Source organism: Pseudomonas sp. Larv2_ips (genome assembly GCF_963879675.1).
In the GTDB taxonomy this organism is placed as follows: Bacteria; Pseudomonadota; Gammaproteobacteria; order Pseudomonadales; family Pseudomonadaceae; genus Aquipseudomonas.
This window is the reverse complement of record NZ_CAWOAW010000027.1, coordinates 899,369-924,328: the sequence shown is the minus strand read 5'-3', so window position 1 is coordinate 924,328 and position 24,960 is coordinate 899,369. Positions and strand designations below refer to the sequence as shown.

At 60.6% G+C, this 24,960-nt stretch carries 24 protein-coding genes and 1 pseudogene; 10 read left to right on the top strand and 15 right to left on the bottom strand.

Annotation, left to right across the window (positions count from 1 at the left end; translation table 11 throughout):
* Positions 1-7: 7 nt before the first annotated feature.
* From tssG to tssA, 6 genes are read right to left on the bottom strand one after another with little or no spacing between them, the layout of a single operon-like run.
* Positions 8-1,015 (bottom strand): type VI secretion system baseplate subunit TssG, encoded by a 1,008-nt coding sequence (tssG, locus tag AACV02_RS21210; protein WP_106577829.1) that lies wholly within the window; start codon positions 1,013-1,015, stop codon positions 8-10.
* On the bottom strand, positions 979-2,766 hold the full coding sequence (gene tssF, locus AACV02_RS21205) for a type VI secretion system baseplate subunit TssF (protein WP_119741813.1): 1,788 nt from the start codon (positions 2,764-2,766) through the stop codon (positions 979-981). Before tssF ends, tssG begins: the two co-directional genes overlap by 37 nt.
* On the bottom strand, positions 2,756-3,157 hold the full coding sequence (gene tssE, locus AACV02_RS21200) for a type VI secretion system baseplate subunit TssE (protein ID WP_119741811.1): 402 nt from the start codon (positions 3,155-3,157) through the stop codon (positions 2,756-2,758). Before tssE ends, tssF begins: the two co-directional genes overlap by 11 nt.
* A gap of 14 nt (positions 3,158-3,171) precedes the next feature.
* Positions 3,172-4,650, bottom strand: a complete 1,479-nt coding sequence (gene tssC, locus AACV02_RS21195; RefSeq protein ID WP_119741808.1) for a type VI secretion system contractile sheath large subunit — start codon at positions 4,648-4,650, stop codon at positions 3,172-3,174.
* A gap of 27 nt (positions 4,651-4,677) precedes the next feature.
* A complete protein-coding gene (gene tssB, locus AACV02_RS21190; RefSeq protein ID WP_106577825.1) occupies positions 4,678-5,175 on the bottom strand; it encodes a type VI secretion system contractile sheath small subunit in 498 nt (165 codons plus the stop codon).
* A gap of 32 nt (positions 5,176-5,207) precedes the next feature.
* Entirely contained in the window at positions 5,208-6,761 is a 1,554-nt protein-coding gene (gene tssA, locus AACV02_RS21185; RefSeq protein WP_119741806.1) for a type VI secretion system protein TssA, read from the bottom strand.
* A gap of 477 nt (positions 6,762-7,238) precedes the next feature.
* Between tssA and AACV02_RS21180 the strand changes: the two genes are divergently transcribed.
* Complete coding sequence (locus AACV02_RS21180) at positions 7,239-7,754, top strand: Hcp family type VI secretion system effector (protein WP_106577823.1); 516 nt, start codon at positions 7,239-7,241, stop codon at positions 7,752-7,754.
* A 54-nt stretch (positions 7,755-7,808) separates the two neighbouring features.
* On the opposite strand, the gene AACV02_RS21175 is transcribed toward AACV02_RS21180, so the two are convergent.
* Complete coding sequence (locus AACV02_RS21175; RefSeq protein WP_106577822.1) at positions 7,809-8,630, bottom strand: aldo/keto reductase; 822 nt, start codon at positions 8,628-8,630, stop codon at positions 7,809-7,811.
* A 106-nt stretch (positions 8,631-8,736) separates the two neighbouring features.
* Between AACV02_RS21175 and AACV02_RS21170 the strand changes: the two genes are divergently transcribed.
* Together AACV02_RS21170 and AACV02_RS21165 are read left to right on the top strand one after the other, a co-directional pair.
* A complete protein-coding gene (locus tag AACV02_RS21170; RefSeq protein ID WP_119741804.1) occupies positions 8,737-9,231 on the top strand; it encodes a DUF1543 domain-containing protein in 495 nt (164 codons plus the stop codon).
* Between the two features lie 102 nt (positions 9,232-9,333).
* Positions 9,334-9,650 (top strand): annotated as a pseudogene (locus tag AACV02_RS21165) (spermidine/putrescine ABC transporter substrate-binding protein PotF); the annotation flags it as partial.
* A 358-nt stretch (positions 9,651-10,008) separates the two neighbouring features.
* Here AACV02_RS21165 and AACV02_RS21155 read toward each other — a convergent pair.
* Positions 10,009-11,214, bottom strand: a complete 1,206-nt coding sequence (locus AACV02_RS21155; RefSeq protein ID WP_119741802.1) for a TPM domain-containing protein — start codon at positions 11,212-11,214, stop codon at positions 10,009-10,011.
* A 53-nt stretch (positions 11,215-11,267) separates the two neighbouring features.
* The gene (gene dapF / locus AACV02_RS21150) at positions 11,268-12,068 is read right to left on the bottom strand and encodes a diaminopimelate epimerase (protein WP_119741800.1); all 801 of its coding nucleotides are present in this window, start codon (positions 12,066-12,068) and stop codon (positions 11,268-11,270) included.
* A 109-nt stretch (positions 12,069-12,177) separates the two neighbouring features.
* Here dapF and AACV02_RS21145 point away from each other — a divergent pair, with 109 nt between their 5' ends.
* Together AACV02_RS21145 and AACV02_RS21140 are read left to right on the top strand one after the other, a co-directional pair.
* Positions 12,178-13,218: an alginate lyase family protein gene (locus AACV02_RS21145; protein WP_119741798.1), complete on the top strand. Its 1,041-nt coding sequence runs from the start codon at positions 12,178-12,180 to the stop codon at positions 13,216-13,218.
* A gap of 42 nt (positions 13,219-13,260) precedes the next feature.
* Positions 13,261-13,791 (top strand): AAA family ATPase, encoded by a 531-nt coding sequence (locus AACV02_RS21140; RefSeq protein ID WP_119741796.1) that lies wholly within the window; start codon positions 13,261-13,263, stop codon positions 13,789-13,791.
* 60 nt (positions 13,792-13,851) lie between these two features.
* Here AACV02_RS21140 and AACV02_RS21135 read toward each other — a convergent pair whose 3' ends face one another.
* Positions 13,852-15,438 carry a L,D-transpeptidase family protein gene (locus AACV02_RS21135; protein WP_119741794.1) on the bottom strand — a complete coding sequence of 529 codons (1,587 nt, stop codon included), beginning with the start codon at positions 15,436-15,438 and terminating at the stop codon, positions 13,852-13,854.
* Between the two features lie 39 nt (positions 15,439-15,477).
* Between AACV02_RS21135 and AACV02_RS21130 the strand changes: the two genes are divergently transcribed.
* Entirely contained in the window at positions 15,478-16,191 is a 714-nt protein-coding gene (locus tag AACV02_RS21130) for a murein L,D-transpeptidase catalytic domain family protein (RefSeq protein WP_119741792.1), read from the top strand.
* A 28-nt stretch (positions 16,192-16,219) separates the two neighbouring features.
* Entirely contained in the window at positions 16,220-16,966 is a 747-nt protein-coding gene (locus AACV02_RS21125; RefSeq protein ID WP_119741790.1) for a creatininase family protein, read from the top strand.
* 131 nt (positions 16,967-17,097) lie between these two features.
* On the opposite strand, the gene AACV02_RS21120 is transcribed toward AACV02_RS21125, so the two are convergent.
* Complete coding sequence (locus tag AACV02_RS21120; protein WP_119741788.1) at positions 17,098-17,439, bottom strand: hypothetical protein; 342 nt, start codon at positions 17,437-17,439, stop codon at positions 17,098-17,100.
* Positions 17,440-17,484: 45 nt separating this feature from the next.
* Positions 17,485-18,129, bottom strand: a complete 645-nt coding sequence (locus AACV02_RS21115; protein ID WP_119741786.1) for an ATPase — start codon at positions 18,127-18,129, stop codon at positions 17,485-17,487.
* 143 nt (positions 18,130-18,272) lie between these two features.
* Between AACV02_RS21115 and AACV02_RS21110 the strand changes: the two genes are divergently transcribed.
* Positions 18,273-18,518: a hypothetical protein gene (locus tag AACV02_RS21110; RefSeq protein ID WP_106577811.1), complete on the top strand. Its 246-nt coding sequence runs from the start codon at positions 18,273-18,275 to the stop codon at positions 18,516-18,518.
* 4 nt (positions 18,519-18,522) lie between these two features.
* On the opposite strand, the gene yfcF is transcribed toward AACV02_RS21110, so the two are convergent.
* Positions 18,523-19,155, bottom strand: a complete 633-nt coding sequence (gene yfcF, locus AACV02_RS21105) for a glutathione transferase (protein ID WP_119741784.1) — start codon at positions 19,153-19,155, stop codon at positions 18,523-18,525.
* Between the two features lie 174 nt (positions 19,156-19,329).
* Here yfcF and AACV02_RS21100 point away from each other — a divergent pair, with 174 nt between their 5' ends.
* Positions 19,330-20,763 carry a hypothetical protein gene (locus AACV02_RS21100; protein ID WP_119741782.1) on the top strand — a complete coding sequence of 478 codons (1,434 nt, stop codon included), beginning with the start codon at positions 19,330-19,332 and terminating at the stop codon, positions 20,761-20,763.
* On the opposite strand, the gene AACV02_RS21095 is transcribed toward AACV02_RS21100, so the two are convergent.
* Positions 20,760-21,302, bottom strand: coding sequence for a DUF924 family protein (locus AACV02_RS21095; protein ID WP_372239302.1), 543 nt, complete (start codon positions 21,300-21,302; stop codon positions 20,760-20,762). The genes AACV02_RS21100 and AACV02_RS21095 overlap by 4 nt on opposite strands.
* A gap of 127 nt (positions 21,303-21,429) precedes the next feature.
* Here AACV02_RS21095 and AACV02_RS21090 point away from each other — a divergent pair, with 127 nt between their 5' ends.
* Positions 21,430-22,464, top strand: coding sequence for a HoxN/HupN/NixA family nickel/cobalt transporter (locus AACV02_RS21090; RefSeq protein WP_119741780.1), 1,035 nt, complete (start codon positions 21,430-21,432; stop codon positions 22,462-22,464).
* A 130-nt stretch (positions 22,465-22,594) separates the two neighbouring features.
* On the opposite strand, the gene metE is transcribed toward AACV02_RS21090, so the two are convergent.
* Positions 22,595-24,883 (bottom strand): 5-methyltetrahydropteroyltriglutamate--homocysteine S-methyltransferase, encoded by a 2,289-nt coding sequence (gene metE / locus AACV02_RS21085; protein WP_119741778.1) that lies wholly within the window; start codon positions 24,881-24,883, stop codon positions 22,595-22,597.
* Between the last annotated feature and the right edge of the window lie 77 nt (positions 24,884-24,960).

The window sequence follows — 24,960 nt, the reverse complement described above, 5'->3', positions numbered from 1 at the left end:
TCCGTCCCTAATGAAAGTTGCCAGCAAACGTGACCACGCCATCGGCTTGCTCATGGTCCAACCAGCTGGTCCAGCCCAGGCGACAGACATTGCGCGCACCGATATGCAGGGCTCTGATTTCACCGGCGGCAAGCACCAGGCGCAGGTCGTACTCCAACGGGTCTCGCATGGTTAAACGCACCAGTGAACACAGGGGCTGGTAGCCCTTCCCCGTGGGCAGGAACGCGTGAAACTGCTGCCAGCTCAGCGCCAGGACATGCACCCTGAACTTTGCGCTGCGGTCGCTGACCTGATGCCCCAGCACCAGGTTTTCACCGAGTTCGCAGCGGGTGATACCGAGGCAATTACGCTGAAAATCGGCAACCTCCACGCGGCGCTCAACCCATTGTTCGATGAACACCGGGGCATGCTTGAAGTAATAGCGCAGTACGGCTTCGATCAAGGCGGCAGAATGCACGCGCATACTCAACAGCCCCAGGTAAGGCAACAGGCGTTTGCAGTCCAATTGCGCGCTACCTCGTATCGCGTTGCCGCCCAAGCCGATCAGCGCAAACATCTGCTCCGAAAACGCATCGCTCGCGCCAGTCTGGAAACACGCTCGATAGCGATATTTACGCCAGATCGGCCACATCAGCCGATGCAGTCGGTGGTGGAATATGTCGAGGAAGTCGCGAGTGGGGTTGCCACCGGACAGCTCGGCAAACGCCTGCTCTGCATAAAATGCTGGCAGCGGTGACCCGGCTCCGACCAAACCCAATATGTTGAGCCGCAGGCGAGCCCGTAATTGCCCGTGCTCCATAAAGAACGCCACGCGATCGATATCGTGGCCCGCAAACCCCAGACCTGGATTGGCCTGAAATTCCAACAGGTCGTACAGCGCGTCTTCGTCCATCAGCGGATGAGCTTCGCGCAATCGCTCAATCACCTGCTCAATTGCCTGGAACAGTGTGTACTCACGAATGCCGCAACAGAGCGCATTCAAAGCAGGGGCTGTTGCCCCATGCGGGATGGCCATAGGTACACGTCTCCTTGTGTGCTGATGACTCGTAACTCGTGATAAGAGTTGAGGCTGGCGTAGAGCGCAAAGAACTCATTGAGGACCGAGGCGAACACAAACAGATCGCCCTGACCGAGAAACCCCTGGAGGTCGACTGTCAATTCCACACGTAGGCCGCGAATGGGTAACCCACGGTGCAGTCGGTCAACCGGCTCATGGCGAATGGACTGCAGCGCACCGAGTCTTGTCTGACTGACCTTTTGCGCCTGCCGATCGTGATAGCGCGGCAGGTCATAGGTTTCGAGAATCACCTTCAAGGCGTTGATATCGGTCAACGACAGATAGTTGAGCGACATATTGCTGATCAGCTTCCACAGGAAATCCTGGTCCAGCGGCGGCGCGAAGCTCGCCGTCGGCGCCGTGATGTTGCGAAACGTCAGTGATTCCGGTGCCTGCTCGCAGGGTTGGTTGATGTCGCCTGGTTGCAATTGCCGAGGCAGGTTGCAGTTGGTGCACGTCATTTCGATCGACAACGTTTCCTGGCCTTTACCTTCGCGACTGCCAAACCCCATCCAGGTGTCGAGCCCCCCATGCTGCGGCGAAGAGCGCTGGCGAATGCTGTAGCTGGCCGGCGCTGCAGACCGATCAACGTCCCAGTCATGCTCAAAGGATTCGAACGGCACATAGGCCTGGTAACCCAACCCGCCAGGGCGCCAGCCAGTGACACTGTCGACGGAAAACACAGCGGCATTGCCCGGGGTATATTCCCCCGGCACCAGAAGGTACTCGTCCTCTTTTCCATTCAGGCGAATGGGGACGGCATCATGTTTGAACAAGTTGGCAATGGGCGTGCAATACAACTTCACGTTGTCCAGCGTGGGCTGTGGCAGTTCGTGTCCGTGTGTGCGCAGTTCAAAGCGCAGCACCATGCCGCGGACCTGGCCGAGCCGCTCAGGGGCAAGTGTATGCAGGACACTCAGCCCCTCGATATCGACAAACAAGTACTTCTCGGGAAAGGCGAAATACTCCTGCAGATGGCGGTAACCGCGAAACGTATTTTCTGGATACGGTATCAACGCCTCGTCTTGCGAAAACCCCACCGGCTTGACTTGGTTGGCGCCCAGCCGCAGCGTCATGGGTTTCCCATCGTTACCCGTGACCGGCAACCCTTCGCCATCCAACAACAGCAAGTGGATGCCCTCCAGACGTCGCAGCAAACTGAGATAGAGCCCCTGGCTTATATAGCGGTCACCCGACAGGTGCAGTCGCAGTGAGTCAAAGGTTAACTGGCTGAAATTGCCCTCGACACTCATGTCCACATGCAAATCCAACCATGCCCCGTCACCCTGGCACTTGTAGTCCAGACTTGTGAGTTGCAGTGGCATGACATCCGTGGTGTAGCACGTCCTGAAGCGACACCGCTCACCTTGGATCAGAACACTTTCTACCGCCGTATCACGGGCAACCCGAACGGCGGGGCCAGCACGTCTCAACGGGTCAAATTGCAGGATGCTGAAGGCGGGTATTGGCCGCATGTAATTGGGCCACAGCAAATGCATCAAGGAATGCGTCAGCTCAGGCAGCTCGTCGTCGAGCTTCTGGCGCAGGCGACCGGTCAGGAACGCAAACCCCTCCAGCAATCGCTCAACATCCGGGTCCTGGCCGCTTTCAGCCAGAAACGGCGCGAGTGCGGGATTACGCTCGGCGAAACGCCGCCCGAGTTGCCGCAGGGCGCTGAGCTCGCTTTGGAAGTAACGGTTAAAGCCCATCGGCGCAGACCTCAACGCGCCCGCCATCCACCAGGCGTGCATGGAACACAACGGGCTGTGTAACACCGTTAACAATCAGCGCAGCTTCGATCGCGAACGCCAGGGCCAGAGGATCAGTAGCACGCGGCAGCACTTTGACTTGTACATTTGCCAGTCGCGGTTCGTAGGCACGGATGAATCGCTCGATCAAGGCGCGTGAGCGGATCGAGGACTCGTGCAGGCTAAGCCGCATGTCATTGAGATCGGGCAAACCATAGTCGGGCAGTGTCTGAACACTGCCTGCCCGGGTGCTGAGCATTTTCCCCAGGTGTGCGGCGACGGACGCCACACTGCACCGCTGGGTTGATGCATCGCCTTCGAGGCGTTCGAAAAGGCTTACGTTAGGGGGCATCCGCCGGCTTCTGCTCATTCTTTATCGAGCTTGCCGACCAGGGACAACGTGAAGTCAGCCCCCATGTACTTGAAATGAGGGCGCACGCTCAGGTTGACCCGATACCAGCCTGGCTCCCCGTCGACATCACTGACAACAATGCGGGCTGCCCGCAATGGCCGGCGACCGCGCACTTCGGCACTGGGGTTTTCCTGGTCGGCCACGTATTGGCGAATCCACTTGTTGAGTTCCAGCTCCAGGTCCGTGCGTTCTTTCCAGGAGCCCAGTTGCTCGCGCTGCAAGACCTTGAGGTAGTGCGCCAGACGGTTGACCACCATCATGTAGGGCAACTGGGTGCCGAGCCGGTAATTAAGTTCGGCTGCCTTGCCCTCTTCACTGATGCCGAAGGTTTTGGGTTTCTGGACGGAGCTGGCCGAAAAGAACGCCGCGTTGTCACTGCCCTTGCGCATGGTCAAGGCAATAAACCCTTCTTGCGCCAGTTCGTATTCGCGCCGGTCCGAAACCAGTACCTCCGTAGGAATCTTGGTTTCGATCTCGCCCATGCTCTGAAAATGATGCAATGGCAGGTCCTCTACCGCGCCGCCACTTTGCGGGCCGATAATGTTCGGGCACCAGCGAAAGCGCGCAAAACTTTCAGTCAGGCGCGTGGCAAAGGCATACGCAGTGTTGCCCCAGAGGTAGTGCTCGTGGCTGTTCACCACGTTCTCTTGATAGGCAAAGGTTTTAACGGGGCAATCAATCGGATCGTAAGGGGTTCGCAGTAGAAAGCGCGGCACGGTGAGGCCGATATAGCGGGCGTCTTCGCTCTGACGAAAACTTTGCCATTTGGCGAACTGCGGGCCTTCGAAATGGTCCCTGAGATCCTTGAGGTCAGGTAATCCAGTAAAGCTTTCCAACCCGAAAAAGGCCGGCCCCGCAGCAGCGATAAAGGGTGCGTGGGCCATGCAGGCAACGCTTGAAGCGTATTGCATCAACTTCACATCAGGCGCACTGGGTGAAAGGAAGTAATTGGCGATGATCGCGCCCACCGGCTGGCCACCAAATTGTCCGTACTCGGCGCTGTAGATATGCTTGTACAGCCCGGACTGGGTAATTTCCGGCGAGTCTTCAAAGTCATCCAGCAGGTCCTGACGCGAGACATTCAGCAGCTCGATCTTGATGTTTTCTCGAAAATTGGTGCGGTCGATCAGCAACTGCAGGCCCCTCCAGGAAGCCTCCAGCGCCTGGAAATCCGGATGATGAAGAATCTCGTCCATTTGCTGGCTGAGCTTGGTATCAATCTCGGCGATCATCCGGTCGACCAGGCGTTTCTTCACTGGCTCAGCGCTGTTATGGGGTTTGAGCAACTCTTCGATGAAGGCCGACACGCCGCGCTTGGCAATGCCGTAGGCCTCGTCGTCGGCGCTCAATAGTGTCTGGGCGATGATAGTGTCGAGGATGCTGTACTCGCCGGTAGCTTGGGCAGGCTGCAGGTGTTGTTGGGTGGTCGTCATGGTGTCAGTGTCCTTTTACTGAAAAGTTCAGGTGGTCGGGCCGCTCAGCCCCAGCTCGGCGAGTACGCGCGCACGAGACTCGTCGTCGGCCAGCGCCTGCTCAATGGCTTTGCGAAAGCTTGGTGTGTTACCCAGCGGGCCCTTGAGTGCCATCAACGCTTCACGCAATGCCATCAACTTTTGCAATTCGGGTATTTGCTCAACCAGGTTTGCGGGGTTGAAGTCCTTCATCGCGTTAATCCGAACCTCGACGGACAGTTCCTCGATGCCACCCTCCTCCTGCAATCGATTCGGGACGCTCAATGTCAAGCTCAGCGCTTGTTTGGCCAACACCTCGTCAAGGGTGTTTTTGTCGATACCAATGGGCTTTCGATCCTCAAGCTTGCGCGGATCTTCGCGCTGGCTGAAATCCCCCAGCACCAGCAACTTCAGTGGCAGTTCGACTTCCTCCTGCACACCGCCAATGGCAGGTTTGAAGGTGATATTGATACGTTCCTTGGGTGCTACCGAACCGTCTTTGAGCATGGTGTTTCTCCTTTTTCGGTGGGCTCGCGAGCCTAATCAAGTACCGCTTCAAGATCGAAGTGGCACAACCTGCGATGGGTGACTTCCTTGCGTTCGCGCACGGCATGGTCTTGTGGCAAAAGGTCATAACAGCGATACAGGAGCCGGGAGACGTGAAAGGCCAGTTCTGGCTCCCAGCGCTCCAGGCCCGCCTGTTGTAATTCAAGGTCCAGCTGTTCGAGCTGGATCCTGCCCAGTTCGTGTTTGCCCGCTCGTATGCATAATCGGGCCAGCGCCAATCGCCAATGGAAGCGGGTCCGGTCACCGCGGGCGGCGTGAAGTCCTTCTTTGAGCGTGGCAATTGCCGCCTTCAGACCCTCCTTGCGCAGCCTGGACATAACGGCCTGCAAGGCCACCTCCCAGGGCTCGTTTCCGGTATCAACGGCGGCGTTTAAAGGTTCGGCTTTATGGACGTGGCGAAGGACGTGGAGCGTTATCCAATCGCACGTCGCGGGGTCGGCAAATGGGGTGCCGTCATCAAACCTGAACTCCGCCAGGCTCGGCAGGCGCTGCAACAACAACGCAAAATTCATTTCCAGCTCGGTCATGGCCCACTCTGCCTCCAGGGCTTGGAGGCACTCCCAGGCCATACGCAACCCATCAAACCAGAACAAAGCACCGGCCAGACTCGCTTCAAGCTCAAGCAAAAGATCGGCGTGAAGACCTTGGGTGAGACGGCTCTGGTAGCGTTTGAGTTTGTCGTGAGGAAGCCCACGCAAAGCGGTTATCCGCTCACTGTTGGCGTCGGGATAGTTAGTGATCGCAAGCCAGGCCAGGGTGCGGCTCAGGCGCAAGGCACGCAGATCAGTGGCACTCTGGCGCAGCCACCAGGCGCACAGTGGCCGAGCCTGCTCCTGCAATGCCCGCAACAGTTTTTGCGCGTCTTTTTCGTTGTTGACCGGCTGTTCAGGCCTCAGCAGCTGCGTCGCCACCTGCTTGACCTGAGCGATGGCACCCGCAACACCACGCGGCTCGGAGCCGCCCTGCAGGGCAAGCGCCAAACGCTCTGACAGTTGCCTGCGGATCGGTAACAACAAGGGCGCGTCGTCCCCCAGGTGTTCACGCCACAGCTCGTCGAGGCTTTCCAGGTGCTCCAGGAGCGCCTGAAACAATGGCACTTGATCAGTAAGCGAGAGATGCTTGGTGAACAGGGGGTCAAGCCGCAACACCAGCCAACCCAACGCGGCAATACGCGTACGTGATTTAGCAGGGTAGACAATCGCCCAGTGGTGCTTGCACAGATGAAGCAGTACACCGAGGCCCGCCAGAAGCCCGGGGAATGAATCGCGCTGGTGCAACGCCCAGGTCAACCAGACGGCGACGCGCAGATCCTTGGAGTGCTCACGCAAAACCCGCTCGCCGAGCTCGCTGACGCGCTGCCAGTCCGGCAAGCCTGCACCGTGTATCGAATGTGCTTTGCCGAGTTCGGACTCCAGAGCTTCATACTCACTCGAAAAGCGCATATCACAGCCGGCAAAACCCTCTGACGAGCAGGGTAAGCGTGCAAGTTCAAGGTGATAAGCGTAGAGCGTGTCTGAATAAACCATTCCGGGCCGCACATAACTATTCAAGGCAGGAGCGACAAACTAATCGCAATCAATATACGCATTAGAAGGCCAATTAATCTTCGTTCAGCACGTGACGAAGTAGGCGAACCTTAGCCATACACGAATCAATCCTCAAGCGGTCAGCCCGCACTTAAGCAATTTCCTACAAAGCCAATAAAAACAGGCCTGCGCAGCTATTTGCACACTTCACGCACTTTAATAAAGCCAAATACCCTGCGCATCCGTGCATTCATTTAATAAAACAGCATGAGCAACTAACTGCGCACACTCGCGCAAACATCCACACTAAAATCGGCACCAACCGACGACAACTTTTATATATTTAAACCAACAACACTCCGCGCCCCTTTATTTCATTGACTCTCGTCATTTCAGGCACGCTTTTTGTTATAGGCCATTGCCCGCCGGCAAACACGCCGTCGGGACTACCTACTCAATCAGGCAAGGAAACCAGTCATGCCAACACCCGCGTACCTCACTATCACCGGTGTCAAGCAAGGCTTGATCACGGCAGGCACATTTACTCAGGACTCGGTAGGCAATATTTATCAGGAAGGTCATGAGGATCAGATCCTCGTGCAGGCGTTTGCCCACCAGGTGATCATTCCCCGCGACCCGCAATCGGGCCAGCCGACCGGCCAACGGGTTCACAAGCCGCTGATGGTCAGCAAGGTCTTCGACAAGTCCTCACCGCTGCTATTCAGCGCACTGACCACGGGTGAAGAAGTGTCATGTCGCCTGGAATGGTTCCGTACCTCCTCGGCTGGTACCCAGGAGCATTACTTCACCACCGAACTGGAAGGCGCAACCATCGTGGACATTCAATCGCGGATGCCCAACTGCCAGGACCCGGACAACGCTCATTTCACCCATTTGGAGGATGTGTATTTCACTTACCGCAAGATCGTCTGGACCCATGAAGTCGCCGGCACATCAGGCTCGGACGACTGGCGTAGCCCAGTAGCCGGCTAACATCGGCTCAGGCAGAAGCGGCCACCAGGGACGGCGCCGCTCCTGCTTGGTCGGCTAGACCATTGCCAGCGGATGCTTGCGCTTGGGTGCGCCGAACACACGGTCGATCGCGTCCAGATCGTGCTCATCGAGCTTGAGATTCGCAGCACCGGCATTGAGCCGCACATGTTCGGGCGTCACAGCCTTGGGGATTGCAATCACGCCGTCCTGACGCAACACCCAGGCAAGGGATACCTGGGCGGGCGTAACCTCATGGCGACGGGCGATCTGCTTGAGCGTCGGACTGGACAACAGCTCACCCCCCTGGGCGATCGGGCAGTAAGCCATCAACGGCAAATGGTGCTGTTGCCACCATGGCAGCAAGTCGAATTCGATACCGCGCTCTTCGATGTTGTAGAGCACCTGGTTGGTTGCACACGCCGGGGACGCAAGTTCCTGCAGGTCTGCCACGTCAAAATTGGAGACGCCCCAACGGCCGATCTTGCCGGCCTGACGTAATGATTCGAAGGCTTCGACGGTTTCTTCGAGAGGATACTGGCCCCGCCAGTGCAACAGATACAGGTCGATGTAATCAGTACCCAGGCGCTGCAGGCTGGCTTCGCAGGCACGGGGCACGCCCTTGTGACTGGCATTGTGCGGATAGACCTTGCTGACGAGGAAGACCTGATCACGTTTACCGCGAATGGCTTCGCCGACCACTTCCTCGGCTCCGCCTTCGCCATACATTTCGGCGGTATCGATCAGGGTCATGCCCTCGTCGATACCCAACTGCAACGCGGCGACTTCGGCGCTGCGCCGGTCCGGGTTTTCGCCCATGCGCCAGGTCCCTTGGCCGATGACAGGGACGGGAACGCCGGCCAGATCGATGGTGCGCATGACAACCTCCTGATGAGTTCGCGGATTAACAATGTGGCATTGGGCGGACAAAAGGGTTCAATCGAAGTATGGTTGCCCTCTGAAAAGTCGCCAGGAAGGACCTGCAATGCTGTTTGTCGTGATGCTCGGGGGCAAGCACCCGCGGGCCAGAATTGAAGTTCACGATGTGGTGTTCGCTGTAGCGAACACACTGCAAGACACCTACCCGCAATTGCGCGATGCTTGGTTCGGCAGCCCCAAGGGTGTGCACATCGACTCCTGGATGGCGGTGGATGGCGTCGATGGCTGGAAAGTTGAACTCAGCCACTTGTCCCCTGCTACCGGCGCGCACCATCTGTACTTCATCAACCTGGGCGGCTACGAAGCCAACGCTTTTGGCGAAGCCCATCACTATTTGTTGGTGGTCGCCCGCGACAAAAAGGATGCGATGAGCAAGGGAAAACAGCAGATGCTGCGCCATTGGTCCCAGGCCCATACCGACGGCGTGATGGATATTGACGACTGCCTGCCCATTGACCTGGTCGACGGCCGCTACCTGCACCTGGTGCAAGGTTCGCACAGGCCGATCGTGCAACAGAACGACTACATCGTCCTGCCCTGAGTTATCCCTACCCGAACGGGGTATGGCGCCCACCCTCGACCTGCCTGACATTGCAACCAGTCCCCGAACCTGATAACACGCACAACTCAAGGTGGGTCCGCCATGCATAGAGCCTTTATCGCCCTGTTCAGCGCCGTATTGCTTGCCTCGATGCCCGTGAGCCAGGCCGCCGACGACCCGGCCAATACTGTGCGCATCTACAACTGAGCGGACTATATCGGCGACACCGCCTTGGCCGACGTTGAAAAGGCGACGGGCATCAAGGTGATCTACGACACCTACGATTCCTACGAAACCGTGCAGGGCAAATTTCTGTCGGGCGCTCCGGTTACGACCTGGCGTTGCTCAACGCTTCGCTGGTGCCGCTGCTGATCAAGGGACACGTCTTTCAGCCGCTGGACACATCCCGTTCGCCCGATGGGGCAACGTGTTCGCTGACCTTGCATTTCATCCCGGCCGAGCAGCGCCTGCAAACGCTCAAGGCGCTGTGGCAACGTTTGTTGCCGGGCGCGCCACTGGTCGTGGCCCACCACAGTTTCCCGCAGGCAGCGCAGGAAAAGGCCCGCTGGTTGCAACGCTACGCCGCGTTTGCCGTGGACTCCGGCGTGCCCGCGGCAGATGCCGAGCGGGCGATAACGGCGATCAGCGCACAATTGCCGGTGCTGTCTCCCGAGGAGGACACTGCCTTGATCAGCCAAGCCGGCTTCGAAGGCGCGGAGCTGTTCTATGCCGGCTTCAGCTTCAAGGGCTGGGTGGGCTACACGCCGCGCTAACGGCTTACCAACTGCCCGACGCACCGCCGCCGCCACTGGAACCACCGCCACCGGACGAGCTGCTGCTGGAGCTGGAACCGGAGCTGCCGGAACTCGAGCCGGACCCTCCTCCCGACCCCGAGCCGCCATCGGAAATGCTCTGGATAAAGACAATGAACGCCACGACCGAGGCCGCCGGTATCGCCAGGATCCAGCCCTGGTAGCCGTGCCCAAGCATAAAACCGACCGCCACATAAACCGCCGCGACGGCCAGCGCACGCACGAGAAAAAAGCGTGGTTTGGTCTTCCAGGACTCGCGAATGACGAAGAACAACCCCACGTACAGCGCCAGCACCAACGCGCCGCCAAACGGCAACGCCAGCCAGTGTACGAAGTTGACCGCCACAAAGTGGTCCACCACCAGCAACCCGACGATATACGCCAGCGCGCCCACCACGCAGTAAAACACCGCGCGCGCCAGCCACAGGGCACCGAACGTGGCGCCGCCGATCAGCAGGGTCAGCGGAAGTACCAGCAGGTACAGCGGCCACTCATGGCCGCCGGCGTAAATCGTCAGTAACACCGTTACCGCGACGGTGGCGATCAGCGCCCGGCGCCAGTGCAGCTTGCCGGCAGCGATGAACACACCGCCGATGGCGCCAGCGATAAACGCCAGCAGAACCGCGATGATCTGCGGGTTAACCTGCGGCGCGGCCTGCTCTGGCAGGTCGCCGCCGTCCACCAGCACAGTCAAGTCATTCACCGCTTGTTGCACGCCGCCGGCGTAGTCGCCCTGGCGAAACGCCGGCGTGATGTGTTCTTCGATGATGCGATGGGCCAACAGATCGGTGACCGTGCCTTCCAGGCCATAGCCCACCTCGATGCGTACCTGGCGGTCGTCTTTGGCCACCACCAGCAAGATGCCGTCGTTGACGTCCTTGCGCCCCAGTTTCCAGGCGCGGAACAGTTGATTGGCGTAATCCTCGATACTCGCGCCGCCGGTAGTGGGCACCAGCAGTACCGCGACTTGCGCGCCTTTGCGCTGTTCGAGGGCGGCGAGTTGCTCTTTGAGGCGCGTGGTGAAGCTGGCGTCGAGGGTATTGGTGAGGTCGATCACGCGCTGGTCGAGGGCGACGCCGATGGGCGAGGTCTGTGCCTGGGCAACGCTCAGCAGGCCGATGAACATCAGCGCCAGTAGACTCAACACGGATTGCCGAAGAATCGCCATCATGTTTGATACCTGAGTTTCGTCCTGAAGGCGCCGACTTTACCCTATTGACACGCTCACACGTAGGCCGTGCCCTGCATGATCGGCTGCACGCTGCCGGTCAAAACCACACCGCCCTGCCCGTCCCACTGCACCGTGACCGTGCCGCCGTCGCACTGCACCTGCACTGTGTCATCCAGCAGGCCGCGCCGAATCCCGTTGACCACCGCGCCGCAGCAACACGAACCGGAACCCAGCGGCACGCCGCCACCGCGCTCCCAGATACGCAGACGAATATGCGCGCGGTCCAGCACCTGCACGAAATGCACATTGGTCCTGGCCGGGAACAGCGCATGGGTTTCCAGCGCGGGACCTGCGGCTGCCACGTCGATGGCGGCGAGGTCATCGACAAAAAACGTACAGTGCGGGTTGCCCATGCTGCACGCCGCCGGATCGCCCTTGATCGGCAAGACAAGGGTCTGCATGGCGACGGCCAGCGGCACTGACGACCACTCCAACGACGGCGCACCCATGTCCACCGCCACCTGCTGGCCCGCTGCGCGTACGCACGTCAGTAGGCCACGGTCGGTGCGCAGCACGATCGAATCGGTGCCGGCTTCGTGCATCAAGCGGTCGGCGACACCTCGCGTGGCACTGCCGCAGGTTTGCAGCGGCGTACCGTTGGGGTTCCAGAATTTGATACGCGCGGCAGCGTCGACGCCGTCGAGGATCACCGCCAGTTGATTGAAACCGATGCCGGTGTGGCGATCGCCCAGACGGCGGGCGACTTGCGCGGTGATCGGGTCTTCCTGGCCACGGCGGTCGATGATGATGAAATCGTCGCCATGGGCATGCATCTTCACAAAGGGCAAGGTCATGGGCTGTCCGGTGGGTGAGCGCGATTGGAGGGTGAGCATACGGGAGTTTCATCCAGACCGATTCTTCCGCATGTTAGCGTGTGGGCGTTCTGATCCGGCAGAGCTCGCCATGAAAAAAACCCGCTTCGCTTTGACCGCACTGCTACTCGCGTTTTCCCACGTGCCCCTGGCGGCCGCTCAACCTCCCAGCCTGTGCCAGCCGAGCGCCTCGAAGCCGACGGCCACGGCGCTGCTCGCTGCCGCAGAACGGCACCTGGCTGACCGCCCCAACCCCCTGGCCCATGTGCACACTGAAGGCACACTGCCCCACCACGGCATTCGCGAGCAAAGCATTGCCGCCGAAAAAGACTGGCCGGTGATGCGCCAGGCCGCGCTGGCGTGGCGGTTGAGCGGCGACCCGCGTTACCTCAGGCAAGTCGACGACTACCTTGGCGCGTGGGCCGATGTGTATCAACCGGACTTCAACCCGATCGACGAAACCAACCTCGAGATGCTGATCAGTGCCTATGCGCTGACTGCCGATAACCTGCGCCTGGAAACCCGCGCAGCCAGCCGTCGCTTGATCAGTGATCTGGGCAATGGCTACCTCGCGCGTATCCAGCAGTTCCATGGCCAGAACAAAGGCACCCAGACCAACAACTGGCAAAGCCATCGCGTCAAGTTGATCACGGCGGCCGCCGCTGCACTGGGCGACCGGACGATGCTCGAGCAGGCCCACCAGGTCTTCAAGCAGCAGATCGCCGACAATGTGTTGCCCGATGGCTCGGTCACCGATTTTCATGACCGCGATGCCCTGCACTACGTGGTCTACGACCTTGAGCCTCTGGTGCAAGCTGCCCTGGCGGCCAAACCCTACGGCGGCGACTGGCTGAACCTCAAGGCCAACGGCGCGTCCCTGGGTGCCGCCCTGGATTGGCTGGTGCCGTATGCCAATGGCCAACGCAGCCATCAGGAGTTCGTGCACACCCATGTGCAATTCGACAGGGACCGCGCCGGGGTGGGCGAAGCCGGCTACAGCGGCACCTGGGACCCCAAAAGCAGCGCCACGCTGTTCTGGCTGGCGGCGCAACTGGACAAGCGCTACCTGCCTGTGGCAACGCAATTGGCCGCCCACCCGGCCGATTGGATCAGTGCCTGCTATTTGCCGTAAGCGCGGCTAGACTGGCCGGGTTGCTCTTTCAAGGGATTGACCATGCTTGTTGTATTCAGCGGCCTGCCCGGCACCGGCAAGACCACGATTGCCAGCCAGCTGGCGCGCCAGACCGGTGCCGCCTATCTGCGTATTGATGTGATCGAACAGGCGCTTCGGGATGCGGGCGTGTTGGCGCAAGGTGTAGGCGCCAGCGGCTACGGCGTGGCCAATGCGCTGGCGTTGAGCAATTTGCGCTTGGGGCACACCGTCGTCGCAGACGGTGTGAACCCGGTCAGGGAAAGCCGCGAGGCATGGAAAGCGGTGGCGATTCAAGCAGGCGTCGAGTGGGTTGATATCCAGGTGATTTGCTCTGATGAGCAAGAACATCAGCGCCGTGTCGAACAGCGTGCGGGGGATATTCCCGGCCTGAATCCTCCCGACTGGCGGTCCGTATCAGCGCATGAATATGAGGCCTGGGACCCAAGGCCGCTGACGATCGATACCGCCCGCGTGACAGCGGATCAGGCGGTAGCGTTGATCATGGCGCACATCAAACCCGGGGCAAGCACGCTGGCGCCCGGTGGACGCTGAAGATGTGACGGTGGCGCCGTCCCAGCAGAGCAAGCCCCCTGCCCTGCGTAGGTGGCATTTCTACAGCACGGCGCCCATCGCCTTCATCAATACCGGATCACGCCCATAAATATCCGGTGCGTAGACCAGGCCGCCCTGGCGATCGACTTCTACCGTCCAGTACCCCAGCAACACCGGCACCGGTGTGGCGAGCCTGAATTCATGGGTCACGCCGGTTGCCAGCAGTTCATCGGTGCGGGTGCGTTCGGCCGGGCTCACCAGCAGGTCGCGCAGCAGCAACGGCTGTTCCACCCTCACACACCCCGAACTGAACGCCCGCGGGCCTTTGGTGAACAACGGTTGGCTTGGTGTGTCGTGCAGGTATACCGAGTACGGGTTGGGAAAGCGCATCACGATCTTGCCCAACGGGTTGCGCGGGCCGGCCTCCTGGCGCAGGAGAATGTTGCCGGGGCGCGACCAGTCGACCTGATCGGGCGCCAAGGGGCGACCCTGGGCGTCAAGCACTTGCAGGTTTTGCTGGCGCAGGTACTCGGGGTTCAGACGGATAGCCGGGAGCTTGTCCTCGCGCATGATGGTGGGCGGGATGGTCCAGGTGGGGTTCAGCGTCAGCCGCGTGATGCGCGACTTGAGCAGCGGCGTCTGACGCTCCGCGCGCCCGACTTGCAGGCGGGTTTGCCACACCGGAATACCGCTCTGGTAAACGCTCAATTGCGCGGCGGCGACGTTGACCAGCACGCCTTCAGGCTCAAGGTCCTGGGCGAGCCAGCGAAAACGCTCCAGGTTGATACGCAGTTGATCGCGGCGCATCGCCGGGCTGATGTTGAGTTCGGCCACGGTGCCGGCGCCGATCACGCCGTCGGCCTGTAACGAGTGGCTGGCCTGGAAGGCCTTGACTGCCTTGACCAGCTCGTCGCGGTATTGCTTGCCTGTGCCACTGGGCACCTTGGTCAGGTAGCCACCGCTGTGCAGGCGCCGCGCCAGTTCCGGCACGCGCGGGTCTTCCATGCCGGGACGCAAGAGTGGACCGCTGGCGACCGGGTCCCAATGTGGCAACGGTTGCAGGCGCACGGAGGCATAGGCATTGCGCAGGCTGCGGTACAGATCGGCGCTGGGCCGCGCCTGGTCAAAGGCTTGCGCCATGTCTTGCAGGCCGGCGGCGGCGAAGGCCAGCACTTCGGTATTCGGGTCGCGGGCAGGTGGCTGGGAATGCCACAACGGTTCGAAGCGCGATTGCTGCAGGCGCCCGTAGTGCAAATCCTGCAGGGCTTGCAGGTACTGGCGGCTGGTGTCGATGTCGCTGCACAGCACGTTGGCCGTGGCATCTGCCGGGGGCAGGCTATAGTGGCTGGGGTCCAGGCCGTCGTCGGCCAGCATCAGCAATTGGGTGTGCAAGGCTTGGCGGCGATCTTCGGCGGACCACAGCGGCCCATCACCCTGCTGCTGATAGAACGCCTGCAGGCGGGCCAGGGCTGCGGCGTCGATCTGCGGGGCGAGGCTGGGGCACACACTGGGCAACTGCGCGAGGGCCTGTTGCACCGGGCTTGCGGAAATAACCGGAACGGCGCCCATCAGCAGCTCATCAGCCGTCGCGACCAGTGGTGCAACGAGCAGGCAAATGCTCAAGTAACATGCGTGTTTTTTGAACAATTGACTTGGCTCCAATCCACAGCGGGGGACGCTTTGTAGATGCTGACTTTTATGTGTCGCTTCGGTTTGATCACCGTCACCCTGGCAACGTTGAGCAATTTTGCGCTCGCCGCCAATGGGAATCCTCCTAACTTGTATAGCAGCCTGGCGCGCTCGGCTCCAGAACTCAATCCCGCCGTGCTCAAAAGCGCCCTGAGCGCGGTGCAGTGCGCCGTCAATAACGGCGAGGAACAGTCAGAGCGCCTAGCGGTTATTGACTACTCCCAACCCTCGACCGCCCGTCGGTTATGGATTTTCGATTTGCGCAAAAAGATCCTCGTGTTGCGCGACCTGGTGGCCCACGGTGCCAAGTCCGGGGAAAACTTCGCCACGCAATTTTCCAATCTCGAAGGCAGTCATCAGTCCAGCCTGGGCTTGTTCCGCACCCAGGAAAGTTACCTGGGCGCCCACGGCTACTCGTTGCGCATGGACGGCCTGGAGCCCGGTTTCAATGACCAGGCCCGCGACCGCGCGCTGGTGATTCATGCCGCCGACTACGTCAACCCGGCGTGGAGCAAGCGTGAAGGCCGCATCGGCCGCAGTCAGGGTTGCCCGGCGGTGCGCCCGCAAGTGGCGCGCCAGGTGGTGGATAAACTCAAGGATGGGCAGTTCATGTTTTCCTGGTATCCGGACCAGCGCTGGTTGAAGTCATCGACGTATCTGAACTGCAAGCCCCAACAAGTGGCGAGTAGTCGTACAATCCGTGGTGGTTAGCCTGTCCCACAGATAAAGAGAGCGCCGCATGCTTCTACATACATCCACCTGGATCGAGATCGGGCAGTTTCTGGAACGCAGCCGCACGGTGGTGATTCCCATCGGATCCAACGAACAACACGGCCCTACCGGCCTGCTGGGTACCGACTGGATGTGCCCCGAGATCATCGCCCACGAGGCGCAGAAGAACGCCGACATCCTGATCGGCCCGACCTTCAATATCGGCATGGCCCAGCACCACCTGGGTTTTCCCGGCACCATCTCCCTGCGCCCTTCCACCTTTATCGCCGCCATTGGCGACTGGGTGCGCTCGCTGGCCGGGCACGGTTTCGAGAAGATCCTGTTCCTGAATGGCCACGGCGGCAATATCGCCACCATTGAAGCGGCGTTTTCCGAGCTGTACGCCGAAGCCAGTTTTGCCCGCCGCCCCGCCGGCTTCGCGCTCAAGCTGGTGAACTGGTGGGACCTGGAAGGCGTGCACGATTTGGCTCAACGCCAATTCCCGGTGGGCCACGGCAGCCATGCCACGCCGTCAGAAATTGCGGTGACCCAGTGGGCGTACCCGCAATCGATCAAGTCCGCCGAGTATTCTCCGCAAATCGCCAATACCGGGCCGATCCGCGAAGCGCTGGACTTCCGCGCCCGCTTCCCCGACGGGCGCATGGGTTCGGACCCGGCGCTGGCGACGGTGGAAAAAGGCGGTGAGTTGGTGGCGTTGGCGGCCAAGGGTTTGGTCAAGACCGTGAACACCTTCAGCAGCGAAGCCAAACCCTAGCCCAGGCCCATCGCAAATGTGGGAGCGGGCTTGCTCGCGAAGCAGTGCAACAGTCAATAAATGTATCGACTGATACGCCGCCTTCGCGAGCAAGCCCGCTCCCACACATTCAACCCTCAGGCGTGCCTGGATTATTTGCAGTCCTGCGCCGCCAGCTCCAGCCGCGACGGTTTGATCGCCGACGCCAGTGGCTTGCGTTCGTACACGAACACCTTGGTGCCGTCCTGGGACTTGTAGGCCTCCAGCACATCATCGGCTGCAATCTTGCTGGTCAACACCACCTTGGCGTGGCGCGCGTTCTGCGTCACCGTCGAGGTAATGCCGCGCTTTTCAAGCTTGGGCACGACGCATTGCACATAGCCTTCAGGGGTTTTATCGGTTTGCAGGGTCAAGCTTGGAGCGTTGGGAGCAGTGATACAACCGGTCAGCAACAACGAAGCAAAAGCCAGGGCCGGGACGAAAAAAGAGCGCATAAACATTCCTGAAAATAACCAATAGGGTTCACAACGATCCGCGCGTCATCCCGCGCGGACCAAGGCCTTTAGCGACGCATCAAACTGCTTCAAGGCATCGAGCTGTACATCACGCTGTTGTTCAATCTGCGCGGCAATTTCCGGGGCCGCCTTGTCATGCACCCATACCGACGGCACCTGTTTGTGCACCGAGCCTTCAGCCTTGGCGATGTATTGCAGGTCGGCGTCATAGAACCGCGCCACAAAACGCGCCTCAACCTGATCGTTACGCTGGGTCAGCAATTGGTTATGGGTATCGAGCATCACCACCACATCCGGGTGAGCCTGCACCAGCTCATCCAGGCTGCTGTAGACCGTGACGATGCGAAACGTGCCCTGCAATGAACTCATCAGCCAATCAATCGCCAGTTCCGGGTCGGAGCTGTTGACGAACGCCTCGCGGATGCGCCCGTCAAGGGCGTCCCTGGCGCCGTTCATGGCCATGGCGTGGTAGCGTTCAAGGTAACTGAGGTTGTCGCGGGTGTTTTCGCTGTACAACACACCCACCGACTGCGCGCGCTGCAGGGAGTTTACGCTACCGACGAGTGGCAGCAAATGGCCCGTACGCAGTTCATCAGCAAATGCCGGGCTGGTCAGGACCACACTGCCGAACATCAGCATCATTAAACCCAGTTGGATAATCGTCCTCATCGCGCATTTCCTTGATCAGCGTCTCGATGCGCTGATTCTGTGCTTTTGGCATAAAAACAGAACTTGCGATGCTTGATGGTGACTATCATTTGAACCGATAGTGTCGCGTCTCCCGATCTCTATAAAACTATAAGGACCACGCCATGAAGCCCCACCAGAAAACCTTCGACCGCATCCGCGAAGCCGTACTGCCGGAGTTTCGCGAGCGGGTCGCCGATTACCTGGTCGATTATGAAGACGTGCTGCAGGACGAGGCCGCCGACGCCGACCAGCGTTACGCCAGCGCCCAGCAATTGCGCGGCTACCTGCGGGGCTTGAACACCACCCGAGTGCTGGGCATGGCAGACTGGGAAGACCTCGACCGGCGCGTGGCCCAGGAATGGATGTAAACCCTTAGAGCGGTGGGCGTTGCAGGTTGACCCATGCCTGCACCGACGGCCGCTGCCATTGGCGTTGCGCATAGTCGACCCATTCGGCTGGCACACTGTCACCGTTGAGGATCAGGCGATTGAGCATCACCGCCAGGTCAAGGTCGGCAATCGACCACTGGCCAAACAGATACGGTGGATTGCCGGCCAACAGCGCCTGCGTCGCACTGAACAACTTGCGCACGGCGGCTTCGGCGGCAGGCGACAACGGCGGCATCTTCTGCCCGTAAAACACCACCAGCGTCGAGCGCTCCTGGCGGATCGCCAGCAAATCACTGCGCAACCACGCCTGAACCTGCCGCGCCCTTGCCCGCTGCTGTGGGTCAGCCGGGTACACCGGCGTTTCGGGATAGACCTGTTCCAGGTACTCGCTGATCGCGCAAGACTCCGACAGGGCAAACTCGCCTTCCACCAACGTCGGCACACGCTGGGTCAGCGACAGCTGGGTAAAGTCCGCCGTCTGGTTTTGCGCGGTGTCCAGGTCCAGGGTGAGCATGTCGAACGCCAGGCCTTTTTCGCGCAGGGTGACAAACACCGACATCGCGTAGGGGCTGGTGAACTGGGCATCCACATAGAGGCGTAACGGGCGCAGGTGCATGGCAGGTCTCCTTGGGTGAAGACCCACGCTACGAGATGCGGCGCCATAAAGACAATGGCGGTTTTTTATGGGGGCATTCCTGGCGGGAATAGCCACGATAGTGGCAATATCGTATCGATTCGCTAGTCTGCGAAAACGCCCCGCCATTCGAAGCTTTCAAGGAAAGATCAGCTTATGAAACAAGCAGTTGTCGTCATTCACGGCATCGGCGAGCAGCGCCCGATGGACACCCTGCATGGCTTTGTTGATGCCATGATTCCCGCCGACACGCCCGACGGCACGCCCTTCTACTGGAGCAAGCCGGATCGGCTGTCACGCAATTTCGACCTGCGTGTCTTGAAGTCGTCCGGCCGCACCAGCACGGATTTTTACGAGTATTACTGGGCCCACAAGATGCAAGGCACCAAAGTCGGCCACCTGCTCAGTTGGCTCTGGGACATCTTCAAGCGCCCGCGCCGCGATATTCCCGACGCCATCGTACCGATCTGGCGCACCACGCGCTGGACGGTGATGCTGCTGTTGCTGCTGGTCGCTACCGGCACCCTCGCCACGGCCTGGGGCCAGTTCGATCACAGCGACAACCCGTTCGCGCTGGTGCCGTTGCTGCTCGGCGCTATCGGCCTGGCGCTGCGTTACTCGGCCCTGTCCTACCTGGGCGACGCCGCCCGTTACCTCAGCCCCAACCCGCAGAACGTGGTGGTGCGCGAGCAGATCCGCGCCGACGGCGTGGCATTGCTGCGTGCCCTGCACAATAAAGGCGATTACGACCGCATCATCGTGGTCGGCCACAGTTTGGGCAGCGTGATCGCCTACGACATCGTCGGTTATCTGTGGCACGAACATCACGATCAGCTCACCCAAGTCATCCCCAGCAACCGCGAACTCGCCAACCGTTACGCCAATCACGAAGCGCTGCAACCGGTCATCAAGGACACGCTGCCCAACGCCGGCGCCGCGCTTGACGGCAGCCTGGGCAGCCTTTTGAAATTTCGCGAGCAGCAGACCGAAGCCTTTATCGAGCAGCGCGGCCTGGGCAACCCGTGGCGCATTACCGATCTGGTAACCGTCGGCAGCCCGATGGCCCACGCGAGCCTGTTGCTGGGGCGCAGCGTCAGTGATTTCAAAAAACGCATGGAGCGCCGCGAAGCCCCCGCCTGCCCGCCCACTCAGGACGAAAAGGGATACGGCTACCATGCGCGTCATCCGGTGATGCTCGGTCAGAAACCCTTCACGCCCCAGTATTTGCACCACGCGGCAGCATTCGCAGTGACGCGCTGGACCAACCTCTATTTTCCCGCGCCCTATGGCCTGTTTGGCGACATCGTCGCGGGCCCGGTCAGCCCGGTGATGGGCGCAGGCGTGCTGGATTTGCCGGTGACCGTGGGCTCGCGCAAAGGCTGGCTCGCACGCTCATGGCTCAGCCACACCCACTACTGGAGCGAGCGCGGCGGTGCCCAAGGTTACCTCGGTGCACTCACCACGGATGAACACGCGATCACCCAGGGCCCGCGCCCGTCGGCCACTGAAGCATTGCGCTGGGCCGTCGACCTCAAGGGCCTGCGGCGCTTGCGCCCGGCCCGCGCCAAGGAAAACCTGACACAGGCTTAGCCGGCAAAACCGCCGTTATCGAGAAACTCACGCTCTTGCGCCGTGGTGACCCTGGCCAACACCTCGTTACGGTGCGCGAAGCGCCCAAACCGTTCGATGATCGCGGCGTGCTCTTTGGCCCAATGGTAGGTGCTGGCATCCAGCTGCTGGTTCAATACCAACGAGCGCTGCTGATCGGCCGGGTCTTCCGAATGCTCGAACGGCAAGTAACAAAACGCCCGCAGCTCGGGCTCGATCAACTGGTCCAGGCCAGCGTCGACCATCCGCCGCGCGTACAAACGCGCCAGCGGGTCGGTGGCGAACATGTGCGCGGTGCCACGAAAGGCATTGCGCGGGTATTGATCCAGCAGGATCAGCAAGGCCAGCGCGCCATGCGCCGAATCCAGCCAGCCTTCCAGTTCGCGCCGGGCCGCTTGCATATGCGTGGCATAAAAGGTGTCGCGAAAGGCCGCGTCAAACGCGTCGTCCTTGGTAAACCAGCGCTTGGGGCCCGCCTGTTTCCAGAACTCGATCACCGCTTCGGCCGGTTGCCCGTTCATGTTCGACATCATTACCTCCCATTGGCCTGCAGATTTCATCATTGACGCCGGCAGAATCCATTAAGTTTCCCCTCTGGAGCCGCTCCTGCTTCGCAGCGGTCGTGCCATCGCATAAAGGGTTTACCGGATGATCCAGCGTCTTGCCCAGGTTTTCAGTGATTCCAATAGCCACGTTCGCACCAAGCTGTTTGGCATCTACGGTATTTTGATCGCCATTAACGTCGGCGCCTGGCTCTGGGCGCTGGTGGCGTTTCATCAGCACCCCGTGTTACTGGGCACTGCCCTGCTGGCCTACAGTTTCGGCCTGCGCCACGCGGTGGACGCCGACCATATCGCCGCCATCGACAACGCCACCCGCAAGCTGATGCAAGAGCACAAACGCCCGGTGGCGGTGGGGTTCTTTTTCTCTCTGGGGCATTCGTCGGTGGTGGTGCTGGCCTCGATTGGCGTGGCCCTTACCGCCGCACATGTCGAGGCGTTCAAGGCGGTTGGCGGTGTGATCGGCACGTCCGTGTCAGCGGTCTTTTTGCTGGTGATCGCGCTGATGAATTTGGTGATCCTGCGGTCGATCTACAAGGCCTGGCGCCACGTGCGCGAGGGCGGCGCTTACGTCGAAGAGGATTTTGACCTGCTGCTGGCCGACCGCGGTTTCATGGCGCGAATCTTCCGCCCGCTGTTTCGCCTGATCAGCCGCAGTTGGCACCTGTACCCGCTGGGTTTTCTGTTTGGCCTGGGGTTTGACACCGCCACCGAAATCGCCCTGCTGGGCATCTCCGCCACGCAGGCGGCGCAGGGCTTATCGCCGTGGTCGATCATGGTGTTCCCGCTGCTGTTCAGCGCCGGCATGTCGCTGGTGGACACGCTGGACGGCCATTTGATGCTGGGTGCCTACGGCTGGGCGTACATGAAGCCGCTGCGCAAGCTCTACTACAACATGAGCATTACCTTGGTCTCGGTGGTCGTGGCAGTGATCATCGGCAGCATCGAGGCGCTGGGGCTGATTGCCGACCAGTTGGAGCTCAAGGGTGATTTCTGGGGCTTTATCGGCAACCTCAACGACAGCTTCGGAATGCTCGGCTACATCATCATCGGGATTTTCGTCGCCAGCTGGGCGGCGTCGGTGTTGCTGTACCGCTTGAAGGGCTTTGACCGGCTCGCCTGACGTCGAGAAGCTGTTATGACGAGCAAGCTCGCCATAACAGGCATACGCTGCAGGCCGGATGCAGGTCAGCCACATTCGGGACTGACACACTGCAATCGCGGGCAAGCCGCTCCCCCATTTGTAAATCGCGTTACGCGAGCTCAGCCCGCAGTTGACGCGCCGCGGTGACCATATGAACCAACGCCGCTTCTGTCTCCGGCCAGCCCCGGGTTTTCAAACCGCAATCCGGGTTGACCCATAGGCGCTCGGCCGGAATCCGCTGGGCGGCCTTGCGCAGCAAGTGGGCCATTGCCGACGCATCCGGCACGCGGGGCGAATGGATGTCGTAGACGCCGGGGCCGATGTCATTGGGGTACGCGAACGCTTCGAACGCGTCCAGCAGTTCCATGTCCGAGCGCGACGTCTCAATGGTGATCACGTCGGCGTCCATTGCCGCGATGGACTCGATCACATCGTTGAACTCGCTGTAGCACATGTGCGTGTGGATCTGGGTTTCGTCACGCACGCCGCAGGCACACAGGCGGAACGCTTCGGTGGCCCAATCCAGGTAGTGTTGCCACTGCGCCCGGCGCAACGGCAAGCCTTCACGGAACGCCGCTTCGTCGATCTGCACGATCTTGATGCCGGCCGCCTCCAGGTCAACCACTTCGTCACGAATCGCCAGCGCCAGTTGACGCGCCTGCACTTCGCGGCTCACGTCTTCGCGCGCAAACGACCACATCAGCATGGTCACCGGGCCGGTCAGCATGCCCTTCATCACCTTGCTGGTCAGGCCTTGGGCGTAGCGGATCCACTCCACGGTCATGGCGTTCGGGCGGCTCAGGTCGCCGAAGATCACCGCCGGTTTCACGCAGCGCGAACCGTAGCTCTGTACCCAACCGAATCGGGTGAACACGTAGCCGTCGAGTTGTTCGGCGAAGTACTCGACCATGTCGTTTCGTTCGGCTTCGCCGTGCACCAGCACGTCCAGGCCGAGGTTTTCCTGCACTTGCACGGCGTGCCTGATCTCGCTGTGCATCGCTTCGACGTACTCGGCTTCGCTCAACTTGCCGGCTTTGTACGACTGGCGCGCCAGGCGGATCGAGGCGGTTTGCGGGAACGAACCGATGGTGGTGGTCGGCAACAGCGGCAGGTTCAGGCCGGCACGTTGCTGCTCGATACGCTGGGCAAACCGCGACTGGCGCTGACTGTCCTTGGCGGTAATCGCCGCCACGCGGGCTTGTACGGCAGGCTTGTGAATTCGCGTTGAAGCCGCGCGGGCCACTTGCACGGCGCGGCTCTGCGCCAACGCGGCACGTACATTCGGCGCCTGCGGTGCGTTGACGGCCTGGGCCAGCACCGTTACTTCCGCGCACTTCTGCACCGCGAAGGCCAGCCAGCTTTTCAACTCGGCATCCAGCGTGTCTTCACGGTCCAGGTCGACCGGGCTGTGCAGCAATGAGCAGGACGGCGCCACCCACAGGCGATCACCCAACTTTTCATGTGCGTGCTGCAAGGTCGCCAGAGCCTTTTCCAGGTCGCAGCGCCAGACGTTGCGGCCATTGACCACGCCCAGGGACAACACTTTGTAAGCCGGCAGGCGATCAAGAATGGTCGGGTACTGGTCCGGTGCACGCACCAGATCGATGTGCAAACCATCGACCGGCAGGTTGGCGGCCAGGCCGAGGTTTTCTTCCAGACCACCGAAGTAGGTGGCCACGAGCTTTTTCAGCGGGTCGCGCTGGATCTGGTTGTAGGCGCGCTCAAAGGCGTTTTTCCAGTCTTGTGGCAAGTCCAGAACCAGGATCGGCTCGTCGATCTGCACCCATTCAACGCCCAGCTCAGCCAGGCGCTGGAAGATCTGGCCGTACAGCGGCAGCAGGCGGTCAAGCAGGTCAAGCTTGTCGAAGTCGACACCCTTGGCCTTGCCCAACCACAAGTAGGTCAGCGGGCCGATGACGACCGGCTTGACGTTGTGGCCCAGGTCACGGGCTTCCTTGACCTCTTCAAACAGCTGGTCCCAACCCAGGTGGAATTGCTGGTCAGCACTGAATTCAGGCACCAGATAGTGGTAGTTGGTATCGAACCACTTGGTCATTTCCTGGGCGTGGGCACCGCCGCAGCAGTTGTCGCTGACGCCACGGGCCATGCCGAACAGCGTGTGCAATGTGGCGTGGCCGTCGGCTGGGCGGAAGCGCTCAGGGATCACGCCGAACATCAATGAATGAGTCAGGACCTGGTCGTACCAGGCGAAATCACCGGCCGGCAACAGCTCGATGCCGGCTTGCTTCTGCAACGCCCAGTGAGTTTTGCGCAAGCCACGGCCAACGGCGCGCAGGCCGGCTTCGTCGAGTTCGCCCTTCCAGAACGCTTCCTGCGCTTTTTTCAGTTCACGATCGCGTCCAATGCGCGGAAATCCCAGGGAATGAGCGACTGCCATGACTTACAACTCCAATGTCGATATTTGATGGCAGCCATTGTCGACACCCACTCATCGTGAGACAAACTCATTATATT